This is a genomic window from Paenibacillus paridis (genome assembly GCF_006345825.1).
Taxonomy (GTDB): domain Bacteria; phylum Bacillota; class Bacilli; order Paenibacillales; family Paenibacillaceae; genus Pristimantibacillus; species Pristimantibacillus paridis.
The window spans coordinates 1-16,863 of the sequence record NZ_VCIX01000080.1 but is presented as its reverse complement, the minus strand read 5'-3'; the positions used below and the strand labels follow the sequence as shown (position 1 = coordinate 16,863).

General features: G+C 49.0%; 17 protein-coding genes. 14 read left to right on the top strand and 3 right to left on the bottom strand.

Going from position 1 to position 16,863, the window contains the following annotated elements; translation table 11 throughout:
• From FJQ58_RS09345 to FJQ58_RS09305, 9 genes are all read left to right on the top strand, one after another.
• Entirely contained in the window at nucleotides 1–1,023 is a 1,023-nt protein-coding gene (locus tag FJQ58_RS09345) for a DUF2793 domain-containing protein (RefSeq protein WP_139992626.1), read from the top strand.
• Between the two features lie 12 nt (nucleotides 1,024–1,035).
• Nucleotides 1,036–1,533, top strand: coding sequence for a tail fiber protein (locus tag FJQ58_RS09340; protein ID WP_139992624.1), 498 nt, complete (start codon nucleotides 1,036–1,038; stop codon nucleotides 1,531–1,533).
• 3 nt (nucleotides 1,534–1,536) lie between these two features.
• Complete coding sequence (locus FJQ58_RS09335; RefSeq protein WP_202915240.1) at nucleotides 1,537–2,154, top strand: putative phage tail protein; 618 nt, start codon at nucleotides 1,537–1,539, stop codon at nucleotides 2,152–2,154.
• Nucleotides 2,155–2,158: 4 nt separating this feature from the next.
• Nucleotides 2,159–3,562, top strand: a complete 1,404-nt coding sequence (locus FJQ58_RS09330) for a hypothetical protein (protein WP_139992622.1) — start codon at nucleotides 2,159–2,161, stop codon at nucleotides 3,560–3,562.
• A gap of 24 nt (nucleotides 3,563–3,586) precedes the next feature.
• Entirely contained in the window at nucleotides 3,587–3,964 is a 378-nt protein-coding gene (locus FJQ58_RS09325) for a hypothetical protein (protein ID WP_139992620.1), read from the top strand.
• Nucleotides 3,965–4,141: 177 nt separating this feature from the next.
• A complete protein-coding gene (locus tag FJQ58_RS09320; RefSeq protein WP_139992618.1) occupies nucleotides 4,142–4,627 on the top strand; it encodes a phage holin family protein in 486 nt (161 codons plus the stop codon).
• Entirely contained in the window at nucleotides 4,599–5,306 is a 708-nt protein-coding gene (locus FJQ58_RS09315; RefSeq protein WP_338016135.1) for a peptidoglycan recognition protein family protein, read from the top strand. The genes FJQ58_RS09320 and FJQ58_RS09315 overlap by 29 nt, the downstream gene beginning before the upstream one ends.
• A gap of 184 nt (nucleotides 5,307–5,490) precedes the next feature.
• Nucleotides 5,491–5,622 carry a sporulation protein YjcZ gene (locus tag FJQ58_RS33405; protein WP_420799822.1) on the top strand — a complete coding sequence of 44 codons (132 nt, stop codon included), beginning with the start codon at nucleotides 5,491–5,493 and terminating at the stop codon, nucleotides 5,620–5,622.
• A 269-nt stretch (nucleotides 5,623–5,891) separates the two neighbouring features.
• A complete protein-coding gene (locus tag FJQ58_RS09305; RefSeq protein ID WP_139992612.1) occupies nucleotides 5,892–6,053 on the top strand; it encodes a sporulation protein YjcZ in 162 nt (53 codons plus the stop codon).
• A 104-nt stretch (nucleotides 6,054–6,157) separates the two neighbouring features.
• On the opposite strand, the gene FJQ58_RS09300 is transcribed toward FJQ58_RS09305, so the two are convergent.
• The 3 genes from FJQ58_RS09300 to FJQ58_RS09290 form a co-directional block, all read right to left on the bottom strand.
• A complete protein-coding gene (locus FJQ58_RS09300; protein WP_139992610.1) occupies nucleotides 6,158–6,622 on the bottom strand; it encodes a RidA family protein in 465 nt (154 codons plus the stop codon).
• Nucleotides 6,623–6,818: 196 nt separating this feature from the next.
• Nucleotides 6,819–7,967 (bottom strand): alanine racemase, encoded by a 1,149-nt coding sequence (locus FJQ58_RS09295; RefSeq protein ID WP_139992608.1) that lies wholly within the window; start codon nucleotides 7,965–7,967, stop codon nucleotides 6,819–6,821.
• Nucleotides 7,964–8,623, bottom strand: a complete 660-nt coding sequence (locus tag FJQ58_RS09290; RefSeq protein WP_139992606.1) for a helix-turn-helix transcriptional regulator — start codon at nucleotides 8,621–8,623, stop codon at nucleotides 7,964–7,966. Before FJQ58_RS09290 ends, FJQ58_RS09295 begins: the two co-directional genes overlap by 4 nt.
• A gap of 151 nt (nucleotides 8,624–8,774) precedes the next feature.
• On the opposite strand from FJQ58_RS09290, the gene FJQ58_RS09285 reads away from it, so the two are divergent.
• The 5 genes from FJQ58_RS09285 to FJQ58_RS09265 all read left to right on the top strand — a co-directional run bounded on the left by FJQ58_RS09285 (nucleotide 8,775) and on the right by FJQ58_RS09265 (nucleotide 15,655).
• Nucleotides 8,775–10,550 carry a cache domain-containing sensor histidine kinase gene (locus FJQ58_RS09285; RefSeq protein WP_139992604.1) on the top strand — a complete coding sequence of 592 codons (1,776 nt, stop codon included), beginning with the start codon at nucleotides 8,775–8,777 and terminating at the stop codon, nucleotides 10,548–10,550.
• Nucleotides 10,547–12,085, top strand: a complete 1,539-nt coding sequence (locus FJQ58_RS09280; RefSeq protein ID WP_139992602.1) for a response regulator — start codon at nucleotides 10,547–10,549, stop codon at nucleotides 12,083–12,085. Before FJQ58_RS09285 ends, FJQ58_RS09280 begins: the two co-directional genes overlap by 4 nt.
• Before the next feature lie 97 nt (nucleotides 12,086–12,182).
• A complete protein-coding gene (locus tag FJQ58_RS09275) occupies nucleotides 12,183–13,508 on the top strand; it encodes an extracellular solute-binding protein (RefSeq protein WP_139992600.1) in 1,326 nt (441 codons plus the stop codon).
• Between the two features lie 373 nt (nucleotides 13,509–13,881).
• Complete coding sequence (locus tag FJQ58_RS09270) at nucleotides 13,882–14,754, top strand: carbohydrate ABC transporter permease (protein WP_139992598.1); 873 nt, start codon at nucleotides 13,882–13,884, stop codon at nucleotides 14,752–14,754.
• A gap of 19 nt (nucleotides 14,755–14,773) precedes the next feature.
• Nucleotides 14,774–15,655 carry a carbohydrate ABC transporter permease gene (locus tag FJQ58_RS09265; protein ID WP_139992596.1) on the top strand — a complete coding sequence of 294 codons (882 nt, stop codon included), beginning with the start codon at nucleotides 14,774–14,776 and terminating at the stop codon, nucleotides 15,653–15,655.
• Nucleotides 15,656–16,863 lie beyond the last annotated feature (1,208 nt).

The window sequence follows — 16,863 nt, the reverse complement described above, 5'->3', positions numbered from 1 at the left end:
ATGGCGCAGACGATTCAAATCAAGCGCGGAACAAAGGCGCAATTAGCGGTTTATGGCGTTTTATTGCCGGGAGAGATGGGATTTTGCACCGACACGAAGGAAGTTTATATCGGCGATGGAACGGCAAATAGCTTCGTAGGGCGGGCGCTGTCGGGAACGGAAGCAGCGAGGCCTGCCGCAGCGATGTTGGGAAGGCTATATTACGTTAGCAGCGGCACTAATGTCGGCTATTTGTATTTTGACGATGGCGCAGTTTGGAAACGAATCAATGCCCAAAAGCTGACGGATTTAACTGGAACGCTGGACGATGTAGCCGAAGGTACTGCGTACGCTAAGGTGGTAAAAGCGGATATTACCTCCGGCCATGTAAATAAGGTTTCCGATGGCGTAAACGTTAAGACCGCAGCCGAAATCAAAACGCATCTGGACGATGCGACCAAGCATCGCCTGATTAACGATACGAGCACATCTGTAACAGACTTATGGTCCGCGCAAAAGATTCGTAACGAAATTGAACTCGCCAAACGCAATATTGAGCCGCAAGCGTCGGTCATGGATAAGGATCTGGCTGCTCCGCCAGCAACGCCTTTACCCTTTGACCGTTTCATTATTCCGGCAGGGGCGACGGGTGCTTGGGCATCGCAATTGAACAAGATCGCGGAATGGAACGGGGTCGCTTGGGATTTTTATGCACCGCAGGTCGGATGGACCTGCTATGTGGATGACGAGCAGAAAATTTATAGCTGGAATGGTTCCGCATGGGTTCGAACCGGAGGTGCTTTACAAACGATCACTGCCGGGAACGGCTTAACGGGCGGGGGACAGGCCGATTCGGTTACCCTCAGCGTTGGCGCGGGGAACGGGATTACCGTTGCCGCTTCTGCCGTTAGCGCTAAGGCGGGCAAAGGGGTTTTGGTCAATGCGACAGGTATTGAAGCTAATATTGATGGCGTAAGCATTGTGTACGATACGGCTGCCGGAAATAGCTTGAAGGTTGCCGTTATTGATGGCGGCACGTTCTAAGGAGGTGGGCAGATGCCACGAAAAGTACTCATTCAATTGAGGCGGGGAGTCGAAGCAAGCATCGGTTCGCTGGAGACAGGCGAGTTGGGATATTGCACCGATACTCAAAAACTATATATAGGAGCGTCGAGTGGGAATATCCTGCTTGCCGCCGCCCAACAGGCGACGGGCGATATGCTCAAAAGCATTTACGATACAAACAATAACGGGCGAGTGGACAGCGCGGAAGCGGCTGATGCGGTACCTTGGGCAGGTGTAAGCGGAAAGCCTGCAACCTTTGCCCCTGCTGCACATGGGCATGCCGCTTCCGATCTAACTTCGGGGACGGTGGCTGTAGCCCGGTTGCCTGCCGCTTCGACAACCGCTGCTGGCGTTGCCCAGCTCAATAATGCGGTTAATAGCATCAGTACGGTTCAGGCTGCTACAGCAAATGCGGTGAAGCTAACCTATGATTTTGCAAGCGGGAAGCTGAGCCCGGGCGTCACCTGGAACCAGCTAAAGGGGGTGTAGGTTTTGTCGTATGGTTTAACATTGTATGGAGTTCAAGCCTACGGGGCAGACAACGAGAGTGGGGAAGAAACCGTTCCTACTGAAATCGATTTGATGAAGTATTTGCCGCTTTATTACCATCAGGTGCTGGAGATGCGTTTGATTCAAGGGCAGTTAGGTGAGGAGATCGGGAAGCAGGCAGCAGCTTTAGAGGATACGTTGGCACAATACTATGTTCATTCCTCGACCTGGGGGCTAGCGCGCTGGGAAAAAATGATGGGACTTGCCAGCGATCCTTCGCTGCCAAATGCCCGCCGCAGGGAAAGCATTATTGCCAAAATGCGCGGTGCGGGAACGACAACGAGAGTTAAGATTATTCAAACGGCGATTGCTTTTTCGGGCGGGGAAGTAAACGTCGTCGAGTATCCGGCGGAGAGCCGGTTCGAGGTTGTGTTTGTGGGAACGAAGGGCATTCCGCCGAATATGGCAGGTTTTATTCGGATGCTGGAGGATATCAAGCCGGCTCATTTGGCCTACAGCTTGAAATACACCTATACGGTGTGGAATCAGATAAAAGCTTTGACGTGGAATCAAGCCAAAGGCAAGACGTGGAGCGAATTAAGAGTTTACGAGGGAGTGTGATTTTATGCAAACAACAGGAAACTTAGGCTTGAAAAAGCCAGAAGGAACAGATGTTGTAGATATTGCGGATCTAAACGGCAATGCGGATATCATTGATGCGGCCGTAGCGGGTAAGGTAGATAAAGAGACTGGAAAAGGACTATCGGCCAATGATTATACGGCGGCTGAGAAAACCAAGCTTGCGGGAGTGGCTGCGGGTGCCAACGCTTATGTGCACCCATCCACTCATCCAGCAAGCATTATCGTGCAGGATGCTAGCAACCGCTTCGCAACGGATGCGGAAAAAGCGGCGTGGAACGCTAAGGCTAGTACGGCAGCCGCGACAACTACGACAGCTGGACTGCAATCCGCTGCGGATAAAGCCAAGCTGGACGGAATTGCGGCAGGGGCGAATAACTATACGCATCCGTCTACGCATGCAGCATCTATGATTACGATTGCTGATGCGGGGAGTGTGATTACGGCTACGAATGTTGAAGGTGCGATTCAAGAGCTTTTTACAAATGTCAGTAACGGTAAGAACGCGGTTGCGGCGGCGATTACTGGCATGGGAGTCTCCGCATCGGGAAGTGAAACACACTCTTCGCTAGCGACAAAGGTTGGAAATATTAGCAAAGATGCAACTGCAAGTAGTGTAGATGTGTTAAACGGTAAAACCTTTTATCAAGGTGGAATTAAACAAACAGGAACAATACCTGTACGTGGAGGTTTAGTAGAAAGTACAGGGGCTGGTCAGTGGGGAGATGGTTCTATTTCTGCTTATTTTCCTAATGGCTACTATGGTGGGGGTGTGAACGGTGGGGCTGAAGTGAAAGTTCCTCTAGTGCATTTGCAGAATGCAGAACCTGATTTAGTGAACAGTAATTTCCGTGCTGATAAAAATATATTTGGATTACAAGGTTCCATTCCTATACGAGGTGCGGGGCACCATGTACCAGTAGATAAAACAGTATGGGATGGTGTACTATTTATTCGTCCAACAACTGCTAATCTAGGGGCCATGCTTTATGAAGGTGATTCATGGTTACGGCTAGATGACCCTAGTTTTACACCTTCAAATATTAGAAGTGGAGTAAATATACTAGGACAAATAGGATCTTATGTGGGAAGTTCAATTTTAAGAGCATCGGGAACAACGTATGCATCATCATCTGGGATATTATCAGTAACTGGCTTGGATTTCATACCTAAATTAGTTTTTGTTTGTTCTTCAAATGCTTCAAGTTGGAATACGAGTACAACTTTTATGTTATATGATGCACTTAAATCAACAACCGATTATATTTATGCTACATCTAATACCATTAATAAAGGAAGTGCCTCAATTAACAGTAACGGATTTGTTCTAAATGGTTCATCAGCTATGGGGGGCATTTCCCTTAAGTGGCATGCATTTGGTGGGTACTAAATTGAAATTGGAGGTTCTTTTTTTATGGAAATTGGAAGAAAGATTTATTATGACAATAGCTCAGGAAATGTAATTTTGATAACAAGTGAGATGACTGGTAATGTAATTGAAACATTGCCTGAGCAAGACAGAGCTATTTTTAACGTACTATCTGAACGAATAAAAGATAGCTACTCTTATGTTCAATTAAACTATGGTGAATATTCCTACGAGTTTTCAAATGGTTATCCTGTTCATATTTCTATTGAAACAGGCGAGATTTCATGGTCAAGTTTTGATGTGAAAACTGATAATCAAAGAAAGACAATTGAAGAAGAAATAAACGAACTTAAAGAAAATAATATACGTATAATGTTAGCAATCAATGAGCTATATGATAACATCGGAAGTAGCAAGAATTAAGCGCAAAAGAATATTTGATTTTTCTTTGAGTGGATAAGCATATGTAGTAAATTGAAAAACGAAATAATTTATGATGGAATGTTAAAAAGTTTTATATTGAGAAGGCCTTGCTACGTCAAGGCTTTCTTTTTTATGTAAAAAACTCAAATATTCATAGTCAAGAAAGGAGGTAAAGCAATGTTTAAACAGATTTTTGAAATAGAAATTTCGCCTGCGAAGACGTTAGCCGCTGGAGTAGGAGCAGCAGCTGCCCCGTGGATTGATCTGATCTACGGGGAGGGGCGTCTCATTCCAATCACGCTGCTTCTAGCAGCTATTGTCATGGACTGGATTACCGGTATCGCCGCATCACTCAGAGACGAGACATACAGCTCGGAATATGGACGGCATGGTATTTTGCGGACCATATTCTTATTGGCTTTTCCGTTTTTGGCCAATTTGCTAGATATGATGCTAGGTACGCCGGGGCTACTATTTTACGCGATTACGCTAGGTTTGGTCTATCATACTTGGCAGTCGCTTACTGCGAATGCCTATCGTGCTGGCTGGCAGAAATGGATACCGGATACGGTCATCAAGCATATCGAGAGCGAGCTGAAGGCGAAAGTGAACAGGGCGACGCAGCGCGGAGCCGATTCGGAAGGAGAGAGCTCCAATCGCTAACTACACCATCAACCACATCCCCAAAACAACCCCATGCAACCGCCGTCCTGGCCACCTGCTAATTCCTCAATCGATAACGATTCACAACACAGGCAATCCGGCAAGCACGGCGCAAAATGAGCGAGCCTGGCTGACTAATCCAGCGAATAATCGGACCGCATCCTATCATCTTGTCGTGGACGAGCATGAGGTGATCGAGTGCTTGCCGCTAACCGAAAACGCTTGGCATGCTGGTGATGGTAGCGGAACGGCTAGCGGCAACCGCACATCGATTGGCATCGAAATTTGCGAGAGCGGAGACTACTCGAAAGCATTAGCCAATGCAACTGAACTAGCGGCGAAGCTGCTGAAGCAGTTTGGCTGGGGGACGGAGCGTCTCTTTCGGCATTATGACTGGAGCGGGAAAATTTGTCCGAGATTAATGTACGATGCAGGCAAATGGACGGGCTGGGCTGCTTTTAAAATAAAGGTATCGGAGAATATGCAAATGAAAATGGACATTCCAAAGTCGGATTTAATCCTCTCTGACGGGGAGCATAAATTGTTAGTGGAAACGCTTGGTCGATTTACGGAACAAAAGCTGCTCCAAGATGCCAAGTGGAAGGAAAAAGCGGAGCAGGGCTCCTTGACCCTATCGGAGCTGGCTTGGTTGAATACGATTATTCTTTCGCGAAAATAGCAAATCCTCATGAAAAATGGATCTACAGGTGATTATGTGCCTTTTCAAAATAGACCTTTTTCCCTGCTTAGGCATCTGCTCATTTCCGCCAAAAGCCCATGCACTTTTGCCCCTGAGTCATAGGATACAGTGTACCTTAACAAAAGGAGATGGCCAAATGAGCTATGGAGTAGCAGGAGCAAACGTGGGTCCAGGAAATTGCGCACCTTACCCGGTTGCAGGTGTAAGTAATTGCGGCGGCGGTGGATTTTCCAGCATTGGATTTATCCTCGTTCTCTTTATCCTACTTGTCATCATTTCTCGTTCTTGGTTGTAATCGCCACACGGGAGCTTACAAACAAGTCGGACGCCTATGATGTCCACTAACTAAAAATAAAATGAGAATCCCCAAGGCTGCAGGCACTTGGGGATTCTCATTTTCCGCATAAAGACAAGCTGCCAGACTTCACTTTCAGCAGCCCAGCACCTCGTTCGATTGTGCGTGAAGCTCTGAAAAATGAGCAGGAGCACATTTTGTTCAATCGCCTATACGCTTTTGTTCCTGAAACATAGGATACTGTACCTTAACAAAAAGGAGATGAACAAATGAGCTATGGAGTAGCAGGTGCGAACGTAGGTCCAGGAAACTGCGGCCCCGTTTATCCGGTTGCAGGCGCTAGTTGCGGAGTTGGCGGAGTAGGTACTGGACTTGGTATTATATTAGTACTTTTCATTTTGCTTGTCATCATATCCCGCTCTTGGTGCTAGGCAAATACGCTTACTTGTAAATCGTCAACATTTGCGTTTCCACTAAACTAAAATAGTATGGGAGCCCCCAGGTGCCTGAGCCCTGGGGGTTTTGCATGCCTAGGCTAGTCGCGAACCTCTGCGATCAGCTCAATTTCAACAGGGGTATGGAACGGAAGGTCGCTCGTTCCAATCGCGGAACGGGCATGGCGCCCATTCTCGCCAAACACTTCAATTAAGAGGTCGGAGGCAGCATTCAGCACGTATGGCTGATCGCCGAAGCCGGGCGCGCTGTTGATAAAGCCGAGAATTTTGACGATTTTGACCACGCGGTCCAGGTCGCCCAAATGGGTTTTCATCGCGGCTAGCAGATTGATAACCACTTGGCGAGCAGCTTCTTGGCCCTGCTCGATCGTCAGATCAGAGCCGACCTTGCCTTCATACATAAGAATGCCGTCGATGCGGCAGTCGAAGCCGGATGTGTAGATGAGGTTGCCGGTTTGGTTCACGGGAATGTAGGAGAATTTTGGTTTTGTCGTTTCGGGCAAAACAATGCCTAGCTCAGCGAGACGTTTTTCGATTAATGACATAAGATAATGGCTCCTTTTTGAAAAATCGTTTAGTAGGTGCAGCAGCGCAAGAAGGCTGGTGATGATGACATACGAGATACCCGAAGGGGATCGAATGGCATTCAAAGGTTGCTGTATTCTGCCTGAATGGCGGTAATATCCGCCACATAAAGCGCCGAACAGGGTATCGAGCATGTGGCATGCCTACCTATGCGAGTTATTCGAGCATGCCGCGCGCAGCTACGGGTGTTTTGACCAGCTGGCCTGACGAGTCGCTGATGTAAACGAAGCTGTGCAGATTGACGGTGCTGCAAATGTGATTGGGTATGATCCGGATGACATCCCCGACCTTATATTGTGCATCGGGCTGAATCCGAATCATGCCGTGCTCTTCGTTCATGCGCTCTAGCACCGCGTCTGGATCTCCGAGGATATGTCCGAATCCTTTCAGAAACAGCGGCGGGTTACCCGGCTGTACATCCGTGGCGAACGTTTTGCTTCCGCCGTCGATGACGATCAAGTCGCCGGACGGACGGCTAATAACGGTCGCTAGCACGACGCCGGCGCAATCTTCTAAAGCACAGAGGCCAAAAGCAGCCTGCATTCGGTCCTGATAAATGTAAGTGCCGGGCCGTACCTCGGTGATGCCTTCGATTTCAGCGGCAAACCTTGCCGTAGGCGAAGAGCCGACGCTAACGTCTTGGATCGGAATCCCAGCGCTTCTTAAAGCGGCGGCTGCGCTTGCCATTAGACGTCCTTCCTCATGGCCCGCTGCCTTGAGATTGAGCGTTGCCGCGCCGCCGAGCATCGCCCCGCGATAGGTGAAAATACCGCTAAGCTTAATCCCGTCAAGCGCATGAATCTGCCCAGCGAGCTGTACCGCATGCTCCAAGATAACCCCTGTGCGCCGCAGTCCCGTTTCCAGCTCCAGCCGTACTTCAAGTACAACACCTTCTCGCACGGCCACCTCAGAAATGCGATGTGCACCTTCGATGCTATCAACGCCGATGATCAAGCGAACGCCGGAGCGGCTTAACCGTGCCGCCCGCTCAAGCTTGGACCAAGCCACTAGCGGATAAGCGACGAAAATATCGCGGATTCCGCTGCTTGCCATTACCTCGGCTTCCGAGATTTTTGCTACGGTAATGCCCGCTGCCCCAGCGTCGAGCTGCTGCGCTGCCATCTGAGGCAGCTTATGTGTTTTTGCATGCGGGCGAAGCGTGACGCCGAGGCGGCTCACAGCATCGGCCATTGCTGAAATATTCGCATCCACAACGCTGCTGTCAATGACTAGGCAAGGGGTTTCGAGCCCTAAGTCTTCACGAGTATGCGGTTCATTTTTCCCACTTGCTAATGGCTCGCTCATTCCGCTGCTCCTCCTTCGCTTTCTCCGCCTTTGGATTCCTCCAGGTAGCTATACAGCGTAAATTTGGAAATACTTAAATAACTGCATATTTTCTCGCCAGACTTTTTAATCAGAAAAGCACCCTTTTGATCCAGCAACTGAATGATTCTGATTTTGTCTTCTTTGGCCATTGCCGCTGGCGGCTTGCCGATCAGCTCCTGTGCTTCCTGAATGAGCGTATCCAGCAGATCGTTTACGTTGCTGACGAAGGATTCGCGCACGGGCTGAAGCCCGCTCGCCGTCAACGATTGCAGCGTCTTCTCGGCCACCATTAAATCGGTGATGTCAAAATTTATGCACATCGCGCCGATAATCGTTCCAGTGTTGTTTTTCACATACATTGAAGTGGAGCGGAGGATGCGTCCGTCCTTTGTTTGCGTTACGTAGTTGTGGCGGTTGTCGCCCTCGGACGTGCCGCGCATAATTTCCAGGCCGAGATTGGTGCCGGGGTCTCCCAATTTTCTGCCTGTAACATGGCCATTCTCGATGACGACGATCGTGCTGTCCACCGGCTTTGACCAGTCATGTACGACGACCTCGCAATGATCGCCGAATTGCGCCGCAATGCCTTTGGCCATCTCCGTCAAAAACAGTAATTCCTGCGCTATCGATTCCATGAGTGTCCTGCTTTCCTTGTTGACTTATTGCCCACATCGTACTACGGCTTTCTCGAAAAATCAAACAAAAAATCTGTTAACCTAAAAAAAAGTATGGTAGGATGTTTTTAATTATTTCAAGTGACATCACAGAGGAAAGAGGGGATGAACCATGCGCTGGATCAGCAGCTCCTTGAAGCGCAAGCTGTCCTTTTTGCTGCTGCTTTCGGTTCTGATTCCGCTGCTTGCGCTCGGCTTATTCGCCTACAACATGGCGGCAACGGCAACCGAAGAGAAAGCGAAGCAGTCAGGAACGAGCATTTTGCGCCAGACGGGTACGAACCTCGAGTTTATTGTGCAGGATATCGAGAATATGTCGCTATTTCTTATCGGGCAAAAGGATGTTCAGCAGTATCTCAGCAGCACGAGCGAGAATGCGGTCAAGCAGACGCAGATGATCGAATTTTTGTCTAATCTCGTTTTCTCCAAAGCTTATATTTCCGACATCACCATTTATCCCCTAAATCCATCGCATCCGGTGTCCAATACGACGATTTTTGAGACCGGCTTGGCCGAGCTGACGGGACAGGATGTCCGGCATTTTCAATCGAGCGTCAAGTGGTGGACGAGCCGTTATGAAACGGATACAGCTGCAGGCGTGAAGCAGGTGATCTCGCTTGTCCGGCCGATTCGGAGCCTCAACAACTTCAAGCAAATCGGAACGCTCGTGATTAGCTTGAACGAGGAGGCGGTAGCGCAGCTGCTAAAGCAGGCGGGAATTCCGGCTGGCGGTTATGTGGTGCTGACGAATAAGGAGGGGCTGGTGCTCTCAGGCAGCGAGGAAGGAGCGGCGGCGGTGACCATCGATGATTTGCTGCCGGGCCTCGTTATAAAGGGAAGCGCAGGCACGCTTAATTACGGCGAAGGAGAAAATAAACAGACGATACTCTACGATACGGTATCGGATGTGGGCTGGCAGCTCACCGGAATCATGCCGTTCGGCGAATACAAGGCTCAAAATAATTACGTCCTGCAGCTGATGGTCATCGTGATCGTATTTTCGGTGCTGCTTGTTGCCGTGCTCGTTCTTTATTTTGTTCAACGGGTCACGAACCCGCTTATTATGCTGACGCAGTTTCTGAAGCATTCCAATCCTGAGGAGCCGATGCAAACCTATCCCGTTGAAACGATGGATGAGGTGGGCCAGCTCGTGCGCAGCTACAACAAGCTAAGCGAGCGAATCGAGGGACTGACGGAGCAGGTGAAGCTGGAGGAATCCTATAAAAAGGAGGCCGATATGCATGCGCTTCAAGCACAGATCAACCCTCACTTTTTGTACAACACGCTCTCGTCGATCCACTGGATGGCGTTGATGAATCAGGATGAGAAGACGGCAGACATGGTCGGGAGCTTAAGCGATTTTATGCGCTTCAGCTTGAACAAAGGGGAGGAATTTTGCTCCGTGGAGCAGGAGGCAGCCCATGCGGGGCATTACGCGAATATACAATCGATCCGTTTTCCGGACAAATTTGAGTTAAGCGTCCAAATCGATCCGGAGCTGCTGGAGCAAACGATGCTGAAGCTGCTGCTCCAGCCCTTGATCGAAAATGCACTAATTCATGGCATTCAGAAGCAACCTGAAGCGGGGAAAATTAAAGTTACCGCCCATAAGCAGGGGCATTTTATGGCGTTTGCGGTCGAGGATAACGGAATTGGAATGGATGCGGCCAAGCTGGCAACGATTTATAAGGAGCTGCACGGACCGGATGACCGCAGACGGGACCGCGAGCATCTGGAGCGGGGGAGTTATGGATTGCGCAATGTCCATAAAAGGCTTCAACTTCACTATGGCACGGAAGCGGGTTTGCGCATTGAGAGCACGGATCGGATCGGCACGCGCGTGTCCTTTTCTATACCGATGCTGAGCGAAGGGGGAAGAGCAGGATGAAGCTGTTGATCGTGGACGACGAGGTTATTATTCGGACGGGGCTTAGCACGGTGATCAAATGGGAGGTGCTGGGCTATGAGCTGCTTACGCCCGCTGCATCGGGTGAGGAAGCTCTTGAGCGCTTGCCTGCCGAACAGCCGGAAATTATACTGACCGATATTCAAATGACCGGAATGACAGGACTAGAGCTTGCCGGAGAAATCAGGCGCCAGCTGCCGGATAGTGAGGTTATCATACTAACCGGGTATGATCAGTTTTCCTATGCGCAGCAAGCGATAAGGGAAGGCGCGGGCGACTATCTGCTCAAAACAAGCCGGCCAGACGAGATTATCAAGGCGGTTAACGGTGCGAAGCAGCGGATTTTGCAAAAGTGGGAATCACTTAAACGTGACCAGCTTCGGGATCGGTTGCTGGAGCGGTTGGTTGAAGACACCGAGCTGGACAGCCACTCGGCCGAGAAAGCGGTGAAGCTGCTGCCGAATCTTCGCTTGTCAGAGGCTTCCTTTTACCAGACAGTCATTGTAAAAGCATCCGGCTGGGGGAACGGAGCAAGCCAAAGCTATTTGCTGTTGTTTGCCGTGCACAATATGCTGAGTGAGCTGGTCGTAGGCGAGGCGCTCTTGCGTCAGGATAGCGTCGTTGTTTTGCTAATGCAGGAAAGCCCGCGAGGCAATCTTGGTCCGCTAGAAAGGGTGCTGGAGCGAGTAGCGCGCAAGCTGAAGTGCGAGCTGTTTGCGGCAGCAGGCTCGGTGGTAACGGATTGGCGCCATCTCAGCGCTTCCTATTCGGAAGCCTCTTATGCCTCGTTGTTTAAAGGAATCGTGGCTGAGAATGGCCTGCTCGCTCATGACAGCATCAAAGGCAGGCGAGGCGGGCGCTCGGTATGCTCGCAAGAAGAGGAAGGCGAGCTGACGGCTTTGTTTCAAAATGGGACGGAACAACAGCTGCAGCGCTGGGTGGATGAGCTTATCCTGCTCCAGCTCTCCGACCCGGATGCGACCCCGGACTCGCTAGACCGATTCATCCATTCCGTCCAAATATCCGCCCATCGCTGGGTGGAACGGATCATAACGGCATTTGGCGGCTCAGCGATTCTAGCCGATGCCGCGCGGCCAGCAGTTTCAATTGCTGTCGCAGATCAGGGCAATAGAGCAAAAGTATTGTACAAGCAGCTCATTCATCTTCAGCAATTGTACCGTGAAGCGGTGGGACAGGAAGGAATACCTTACATCAAGCGTTCGATTGCCTATATCCATGACCATCTTGACAAGGAACTGACCCTACAACAGGTGGCTCGCCATGTTCATTTGAATCCCAATCACTTTAGTGAGGTGTTTAAGAGGGAGACGGGACACACTTACATCGATTATGTCACCCGCGCCAGAATGGAGCGTGCCAAGCGGTTGCTGGAGGAATCGCCGATGAAGGTAAGCGAGGTGGCAGGCCGCGTAGGATATGCGGATATGAAATATTTTAGCCAATTGTTTAAGCGCAGTACAGGCTACACCCCTTCAGAGTACCGCTCCAGAAGCTGAAGTTTGTCTACCCTATTCCCGCTTTCTGTCCCCTGCCCATGTCACTTTCCGTTCCCTATACTCGGAGATAAGACAAATATCAAGGAGGAAACATGACATGAAGAAGAGCTTAACAATCGCGATTATGGTCACTCTTATGATTTCAATTTTGGCAGCGTGCGGGGGAAAGAACAACGAGAGCAATACAACAGAGGGCAACACGCCTGCAGCGGAAAAGGTAAAGCTTAGCCTGTGGCATAATTTTACCGGCGATGATTTGAGAGCACAGACGATGCGCTCGATTATCGAGCAGTTCCAGACGGATCACCCGAATATTACATTGGATATTCAGGCTATTCCGCCGGACGGCTACAAGACTCGTCTCAAAACGGTCGCGGCAGCGGATGAGATGCCCGATGTGTTTATTTTATCGAACGGCTCGATGACGCAGGAGTTTTCCGCGGGCGGCCTTATTCAACCGGTGAATGAGCTGATTGACAGCCATAAGGAGTGGAAGGAAGGCTTTATGCCTAATTCCTTTGATGCTTTTACGGTAGACGGCAACATTTATAGCGCGCCAATGGGGTTGTCGCCGACTTCGGTTCTCTATTACAACAAAACCATTCTCGAGGCAAATGGATTGACGGTTCCGAAGACTTGGGATGAGCTGCTCAATGCGATTAGCGTGTTGAAGGCGAAAAAAATTACGCCGATCGCTCTTGGCAACAAAGCGGCATGGCTGGCACAATCGAGTATTTTCAGCTCGCTTGCTGATCGCGTAACGGGCACGGAATGGTTTTTGAAGGCGGCAGCCCAGGACGGTGCGGCATTTACGGATCCTGAATTCGTACAGGCACTTACGTATATGCAGCAGCTCGGCGATGCAGGCGCTTTCCAGGATGGCTTCAATGCCATCGACAATACGCAAATGGAGCAAATGTTTGCGCAAGGTCAAGCAGCGATGATGATTGATGGCGGCTGGGCATTGTCTAACCTCGCTTCGAATGCTTCCGAAGAGGCGTTGAAGGCGATGGGCGCAACGGTTCTGCCATCGATACCAGGCGGCAAGGGCGATCCAAATTCACTTTCGGGTGTAGTCGGCGTCGGCATGGGCCTAGGCAAGGATGCAACCGGACCGAAAAAGGATGCGGCATTCGAGCTCATTTATGCTATGTCAGGACCAGATGCTCAGAAGCGGACGCTAGAGAGCAACCAACTGGTGAGCTATAAAGTAGAGCTGGATAAGAGCAAGGTTTCTCCGATTTTTAGTGAAGTTTATGAGCTGGTGAATACAGTGAAAATGACGCCAGTCTATGATGGCAAATTAACCTCTGCCGGAGCGGATGCTGTGAATAATGGCCTGCAAGAGCTTCTGATGGGCGGCAAGCCCGAGGACATCGCCAAAAAAATTCAGGATGCGCAAGCGAAGGCGCTTGGGAAGTAAGAAGCAGCTGCGTTTAAAGCGATAGGCTAGCGAGGATTCTGTGAAATACGGCGCACGGTATCGTCTTCTGGCCACCGATCAGGCAGCCCGAAGATGATGCATGGGCGCCGGGCCTCCCAGCAAACATCGCATATAGAACATACGCTTACGAAGTAGGTTTGCTTCGCAAACCAAGCTTATGCTTACGAAGAAGGTTTGCTTCGCAAACCAAGCTTATGCTTACGAAGNAGGTTTGCTTCGCAAACCAAGCTTATGCTTACGAAGAAGGTTTGCTTCGCAAACCAAGCTTATGCTTACGAAGAAGGTTTGCTTCGCAAACCAAGCTTATGCTTACGAAGTAGGTTTGCTTCGCAAACCTTGAGGAGGGACGATTATGTCATCAGCTTTACGCATCAGAGGTTTTATCGCGATCGGTCTTCTTCCGGCGCTTGCGCTATTCGTCTTTTTTGTTATCGTGCCGATCCTGTGGTCGTCTTATTATGGCTTTTTTGACTGGAAGGGCATCGGGGCGATGAAGTTCATCGGATTGGACAACTACAAAGAGGTTGTTCAGGATCGGCTGTTCTGGCATTCGTTCAAAAACAATTTGCTCATCGTCGCCGCCTCCGTGTTCGGTCAGGTACCGATTGCGCTGTTGCTTTCCTTGGTACTGCTTAAGAACGGCTGGTTCCAAAAGTTTATTCGAGCTTCCATTTTTATGCCGATGGTGCTTTCGTCCGTCGTCGTCGGCATTATCTGGGGCTACATTTATCATCCGCAAATCGGAATTCTTAATTTTTTGCTAGATAGCCTTGGCTTGGAGAGTTGGAAAATGCAATGGCTGTCCGATCCAGCCGTATCTATGTACGCGATCATGGTGCCGATCATTTGGCTGAACGTGGGTCCCTACCTGATTATGTTCATTGCCGCCCTGCAAAATATTCCAAGCGAGATCGATGATGCTGCCAATATCGACGGGGCTCGCGGCTCACGCAAGCTGTTCTCGATCAAGCTTCCGATGATCTGGGATACGATTAAGGTAGCGGTTGTGCTTTGCATATCGGGAAGCCTCAAAGCCTTTGACCTTATATACGTCATGACTGGCGGCGGTCCGGCAAATTCGACAGAGCTGCTTGCTTCGTACATGTACAATAATACATTTTCTATTTACCGATTCGGCTATGGCAGCGCGGTATCCACGATGATTATTATTATTAGCCTCGTTCTTGTAGCGGGAAGCCAGTACCTGATGAAATCCAAAAAATAAAGGAGGGGGGATTTGCTTTATGACTACGCCATCGATAAGCGCTGTTCACCCAGCCTCCTCCGCAGGTGCTGGAGCAGGCACGCGCAAGCTGAAAGGGGGCATATTGTCCCTTGGCTTAACCGTATATGCCTTGGTTACGCTTTACCCGCTCATTTGGCTGTTTATTAGCGCCTTCAAAACAAACGAAGAATTTTATTCGCGGCCATTCGGCTTGCCGGATGTATGGAACTGGAGCAACTACGCCCGCGCGTGGGAAGTAGCGGATATGGGCACGGCTTTTATGAATTCGGCGATCGTCACCTTATTGGCGCTTGCAATTACGCTGATCATGGGCGCACTGTGCGCTTATGTCATCTCGCGTTTCCAATTCCGCGGCAAGCTGCTCGTCATGGGTACCTTTATGCTCGGCATGCTGATTCCGATTCACAGCACACTCGTTCCCTTGTTTATATTAATGAACAAAGTCGATATTTTGAATACGTATGCCGCTTTAATTTTACCCTATACTGCCTTTGAGCTGCCGATTGCGATCTTCGTATGTGTGGCGTATATGAACACCTTCCCCAAAGAAATTGAAGAGGCTGCGATGATTGACGGTTCAGGCTACTGGGGCATTTTTCTTCGCATGATGCTCCCGCTTTCCCTTCCTGCACTGGCAACGGTTGGCATTCTGGCCTTTTTAAGATATTGGAACGATTTTTCGTTCGCGCTCGTTTTTATTAGCGATCCGAAGCTGAAGACGCTGCCGCTCAGCCTTTCGATTTTTGCAACGGGTTATTCCACCGATTATAAGCTGACTATGGCAGCGATGGCGCTTGCCGTCATTCCTACCATTCTCGCTTACCTTGTGCTACAGGAGCAAGTGATGAAAGGGATGACCGCGGGAGCTGTCAAAGGTTAAAAGAAAGGAGGCGTTTCTGCAGTTTCGCCAGCAGGAACGTCTTGTTCTTTCCAGAGATCGGCCAACCCAACAGCGCCTCTAACATAAATCATCCTCATATATTTAAATAGAATCAATTTTTAAAAGTACCGGCTTGATTTGAGCAAAGCCCCGTGCACCTAGCTGCTAATTTCCCATTAGGCTTTACTTCAAGGTTCTTCGCGCTGTTTTTTTGCTTATGGCTGTTCCTTCGTAGAACCTCGCTTTGTTGCTTAAAGCTGATCCTTCGTAGAATCTCGCATTTGTTGCTTAAAGCTTATCCTTGGTAGAACCTCGCTTTGCTGCTTAAGACTGATCCATCGTAGAGCCTCGCTTTGTTGCTTAAGTTTGATCCTTCATAGAACCTCACGTTTGTTGCTTAAGGCTGATCCATCGTAGAACCTTGCTTTGTTGCTTAAAGCTTATCCTTCGAAGAACCTCACTTTTGTTGCTTAAGTTTGATCCTTCGTAGAACCTCGAGTTTGTTGCTTAAGACTTATCCTTCGTAGAACCTCACGTTTGTTGCTTATATCTAATTCTTCGTTCAACTTCGCGTTTTTTACTTATGGATTCTCTTCATTATAATTTAGCTGGAATTTGTCCCGTTATTTTAAAGGATTTTAACGTTTTAGGCCATTTAGATGGAATTTCTCCCTATAATCCAAGACCTTTTGCCGAAAAAGGCTCGTAACGGTTAAATTAACGGGAGGAATTCCTGTTATTCGCTTTTCTGAGCGAGAATCGCCTATTTAACGGGAAAAATTCCTGATAAAATTTCGCCTTTTTATAATCCAAGACCTTTTGCCGAAAAAAGCTCGTAACAATTAAATTAACGGGATGTATTCTTGTTATTTGTTTGGCTTAGCGAGTAATGTTATTGGCTTCTCTTCGTTTCATTTAGCTGGAAAATGTCATGCTAATTTAAAGGGTTTTAACGTTTTGGGCGATTTAACTGGAATTTCTCCCTATAATCCAAGACCTTTTGCCGGAAAAGGCTCGTAACGGTTAAATTAGCGGGAGGAATTCCTGTTATTCGCTTTTCCGAGCGAGAATCGCTATTTTAACGGGAACAATTCCACTAGCGTTGCATCAACACAAACATAGAAAAAAGCATGGATGACCATTTACTAATAACTAATCAAAATCTGAATTTTATGGACAAAAACAAAAAAAATCTCCATTGTAAAGGT

Coding starts and splice junctions, on each gene's coding strand:
- FJQ58_RS09345 (WP_139992626.1), top strand. CDS start 1: ATGGCGCAGACGATTCAAATCAAGCGCGGAACAAAGGCGCAATTAGCG.
- FJQ58_RS09340 (WP_139992624.1), top strand. CDS start 1,036: ATGCCACGAAAAGTACTCATTCAATTGAGGCGGGGAGTCGAAGCAAGC.
- FJQ58_RS09330 (WP_139992622.1), top strand. CDS start 2,159: ATGCAAACAACAGGAAACTTAGGCTTGAAAAAGCCAGAAGGAACAGAT.
- FJQ58_RS09325 (WP_139992620.1), top strand. CDS start 3,587: ATGGAAATTGGAAGAAAGATTTATTATGACAATAGCTCAGGAAATGTA.
- FJQ58_RS09320 (WP_139992618.1), top strand. CDS start 4,142: ATGTTTAAACAGATTTTTGAAATAGAAATTTCGCCTGCGAAGACGTTA.
- FJQ58_RS09305 (WP_139992612.1), top strand. CDS start 5,892: ATGAGCTATGGAGTAGCAGGTGCGAACGTAGGTCCAGGAAACTGCGGC.
- FJQ58_RS09300 (WP_139992610.1), bottom strand. CDS start 6,622: ATGTCATTAATCGAAAAACGTCTCGCTGAGCTAGGCATTGTTTTGCCC.
- FJQ58_RS09295 (WP_139992608.1), bottom strand. CDS start 7,967: ATGAGCGAGCCATTAGCAAGTGGGAAAAATGAACCGCATACTCGTGAA.
- FJQ58_RS09290 (WP_139992606.1), bottom strand. CDS start 8,623: ATGGAATCGATAGCGCAGGAATTACTGTTTTTGACGGAGATGGCCAAA.
- FJQ58_RS09285 (WP_139992604.1), top strand. CDS start 8,775: ATGCGCTGGATCAGCAGCTCCTTGAAGCGCAAGCTGTCCTTTTTGCTG.
- FJQ58_RS09280 (WP_139992602.1), top strand. CDS start 10,547: ATGAAGCTGTTGATCGTGGACGACGAGGTTATTATTCGGACGGGGCTT.
- FJQ58_RS09275 (WP_139992600.1), top strand. CDS start 12,183: ATGAAGAAGAGCTTAACAATCGCGATTATGGTCACTCTTATGATTTCA.
- FJQ58_RS09270 (WP_139992598.1), top strand. CDS start 13,882: ATGTCATCAGCTTTACGCATCAGAGGTTTTATCGCGATCGGTCTTCTT.
- FJQ58_RS09265 (WP_139992596.1), top strand. CDS start 14,774: ATGACTACGCCATCGATAAGCGCTGTTCACCCAGCCTCCTCCGCAGGT.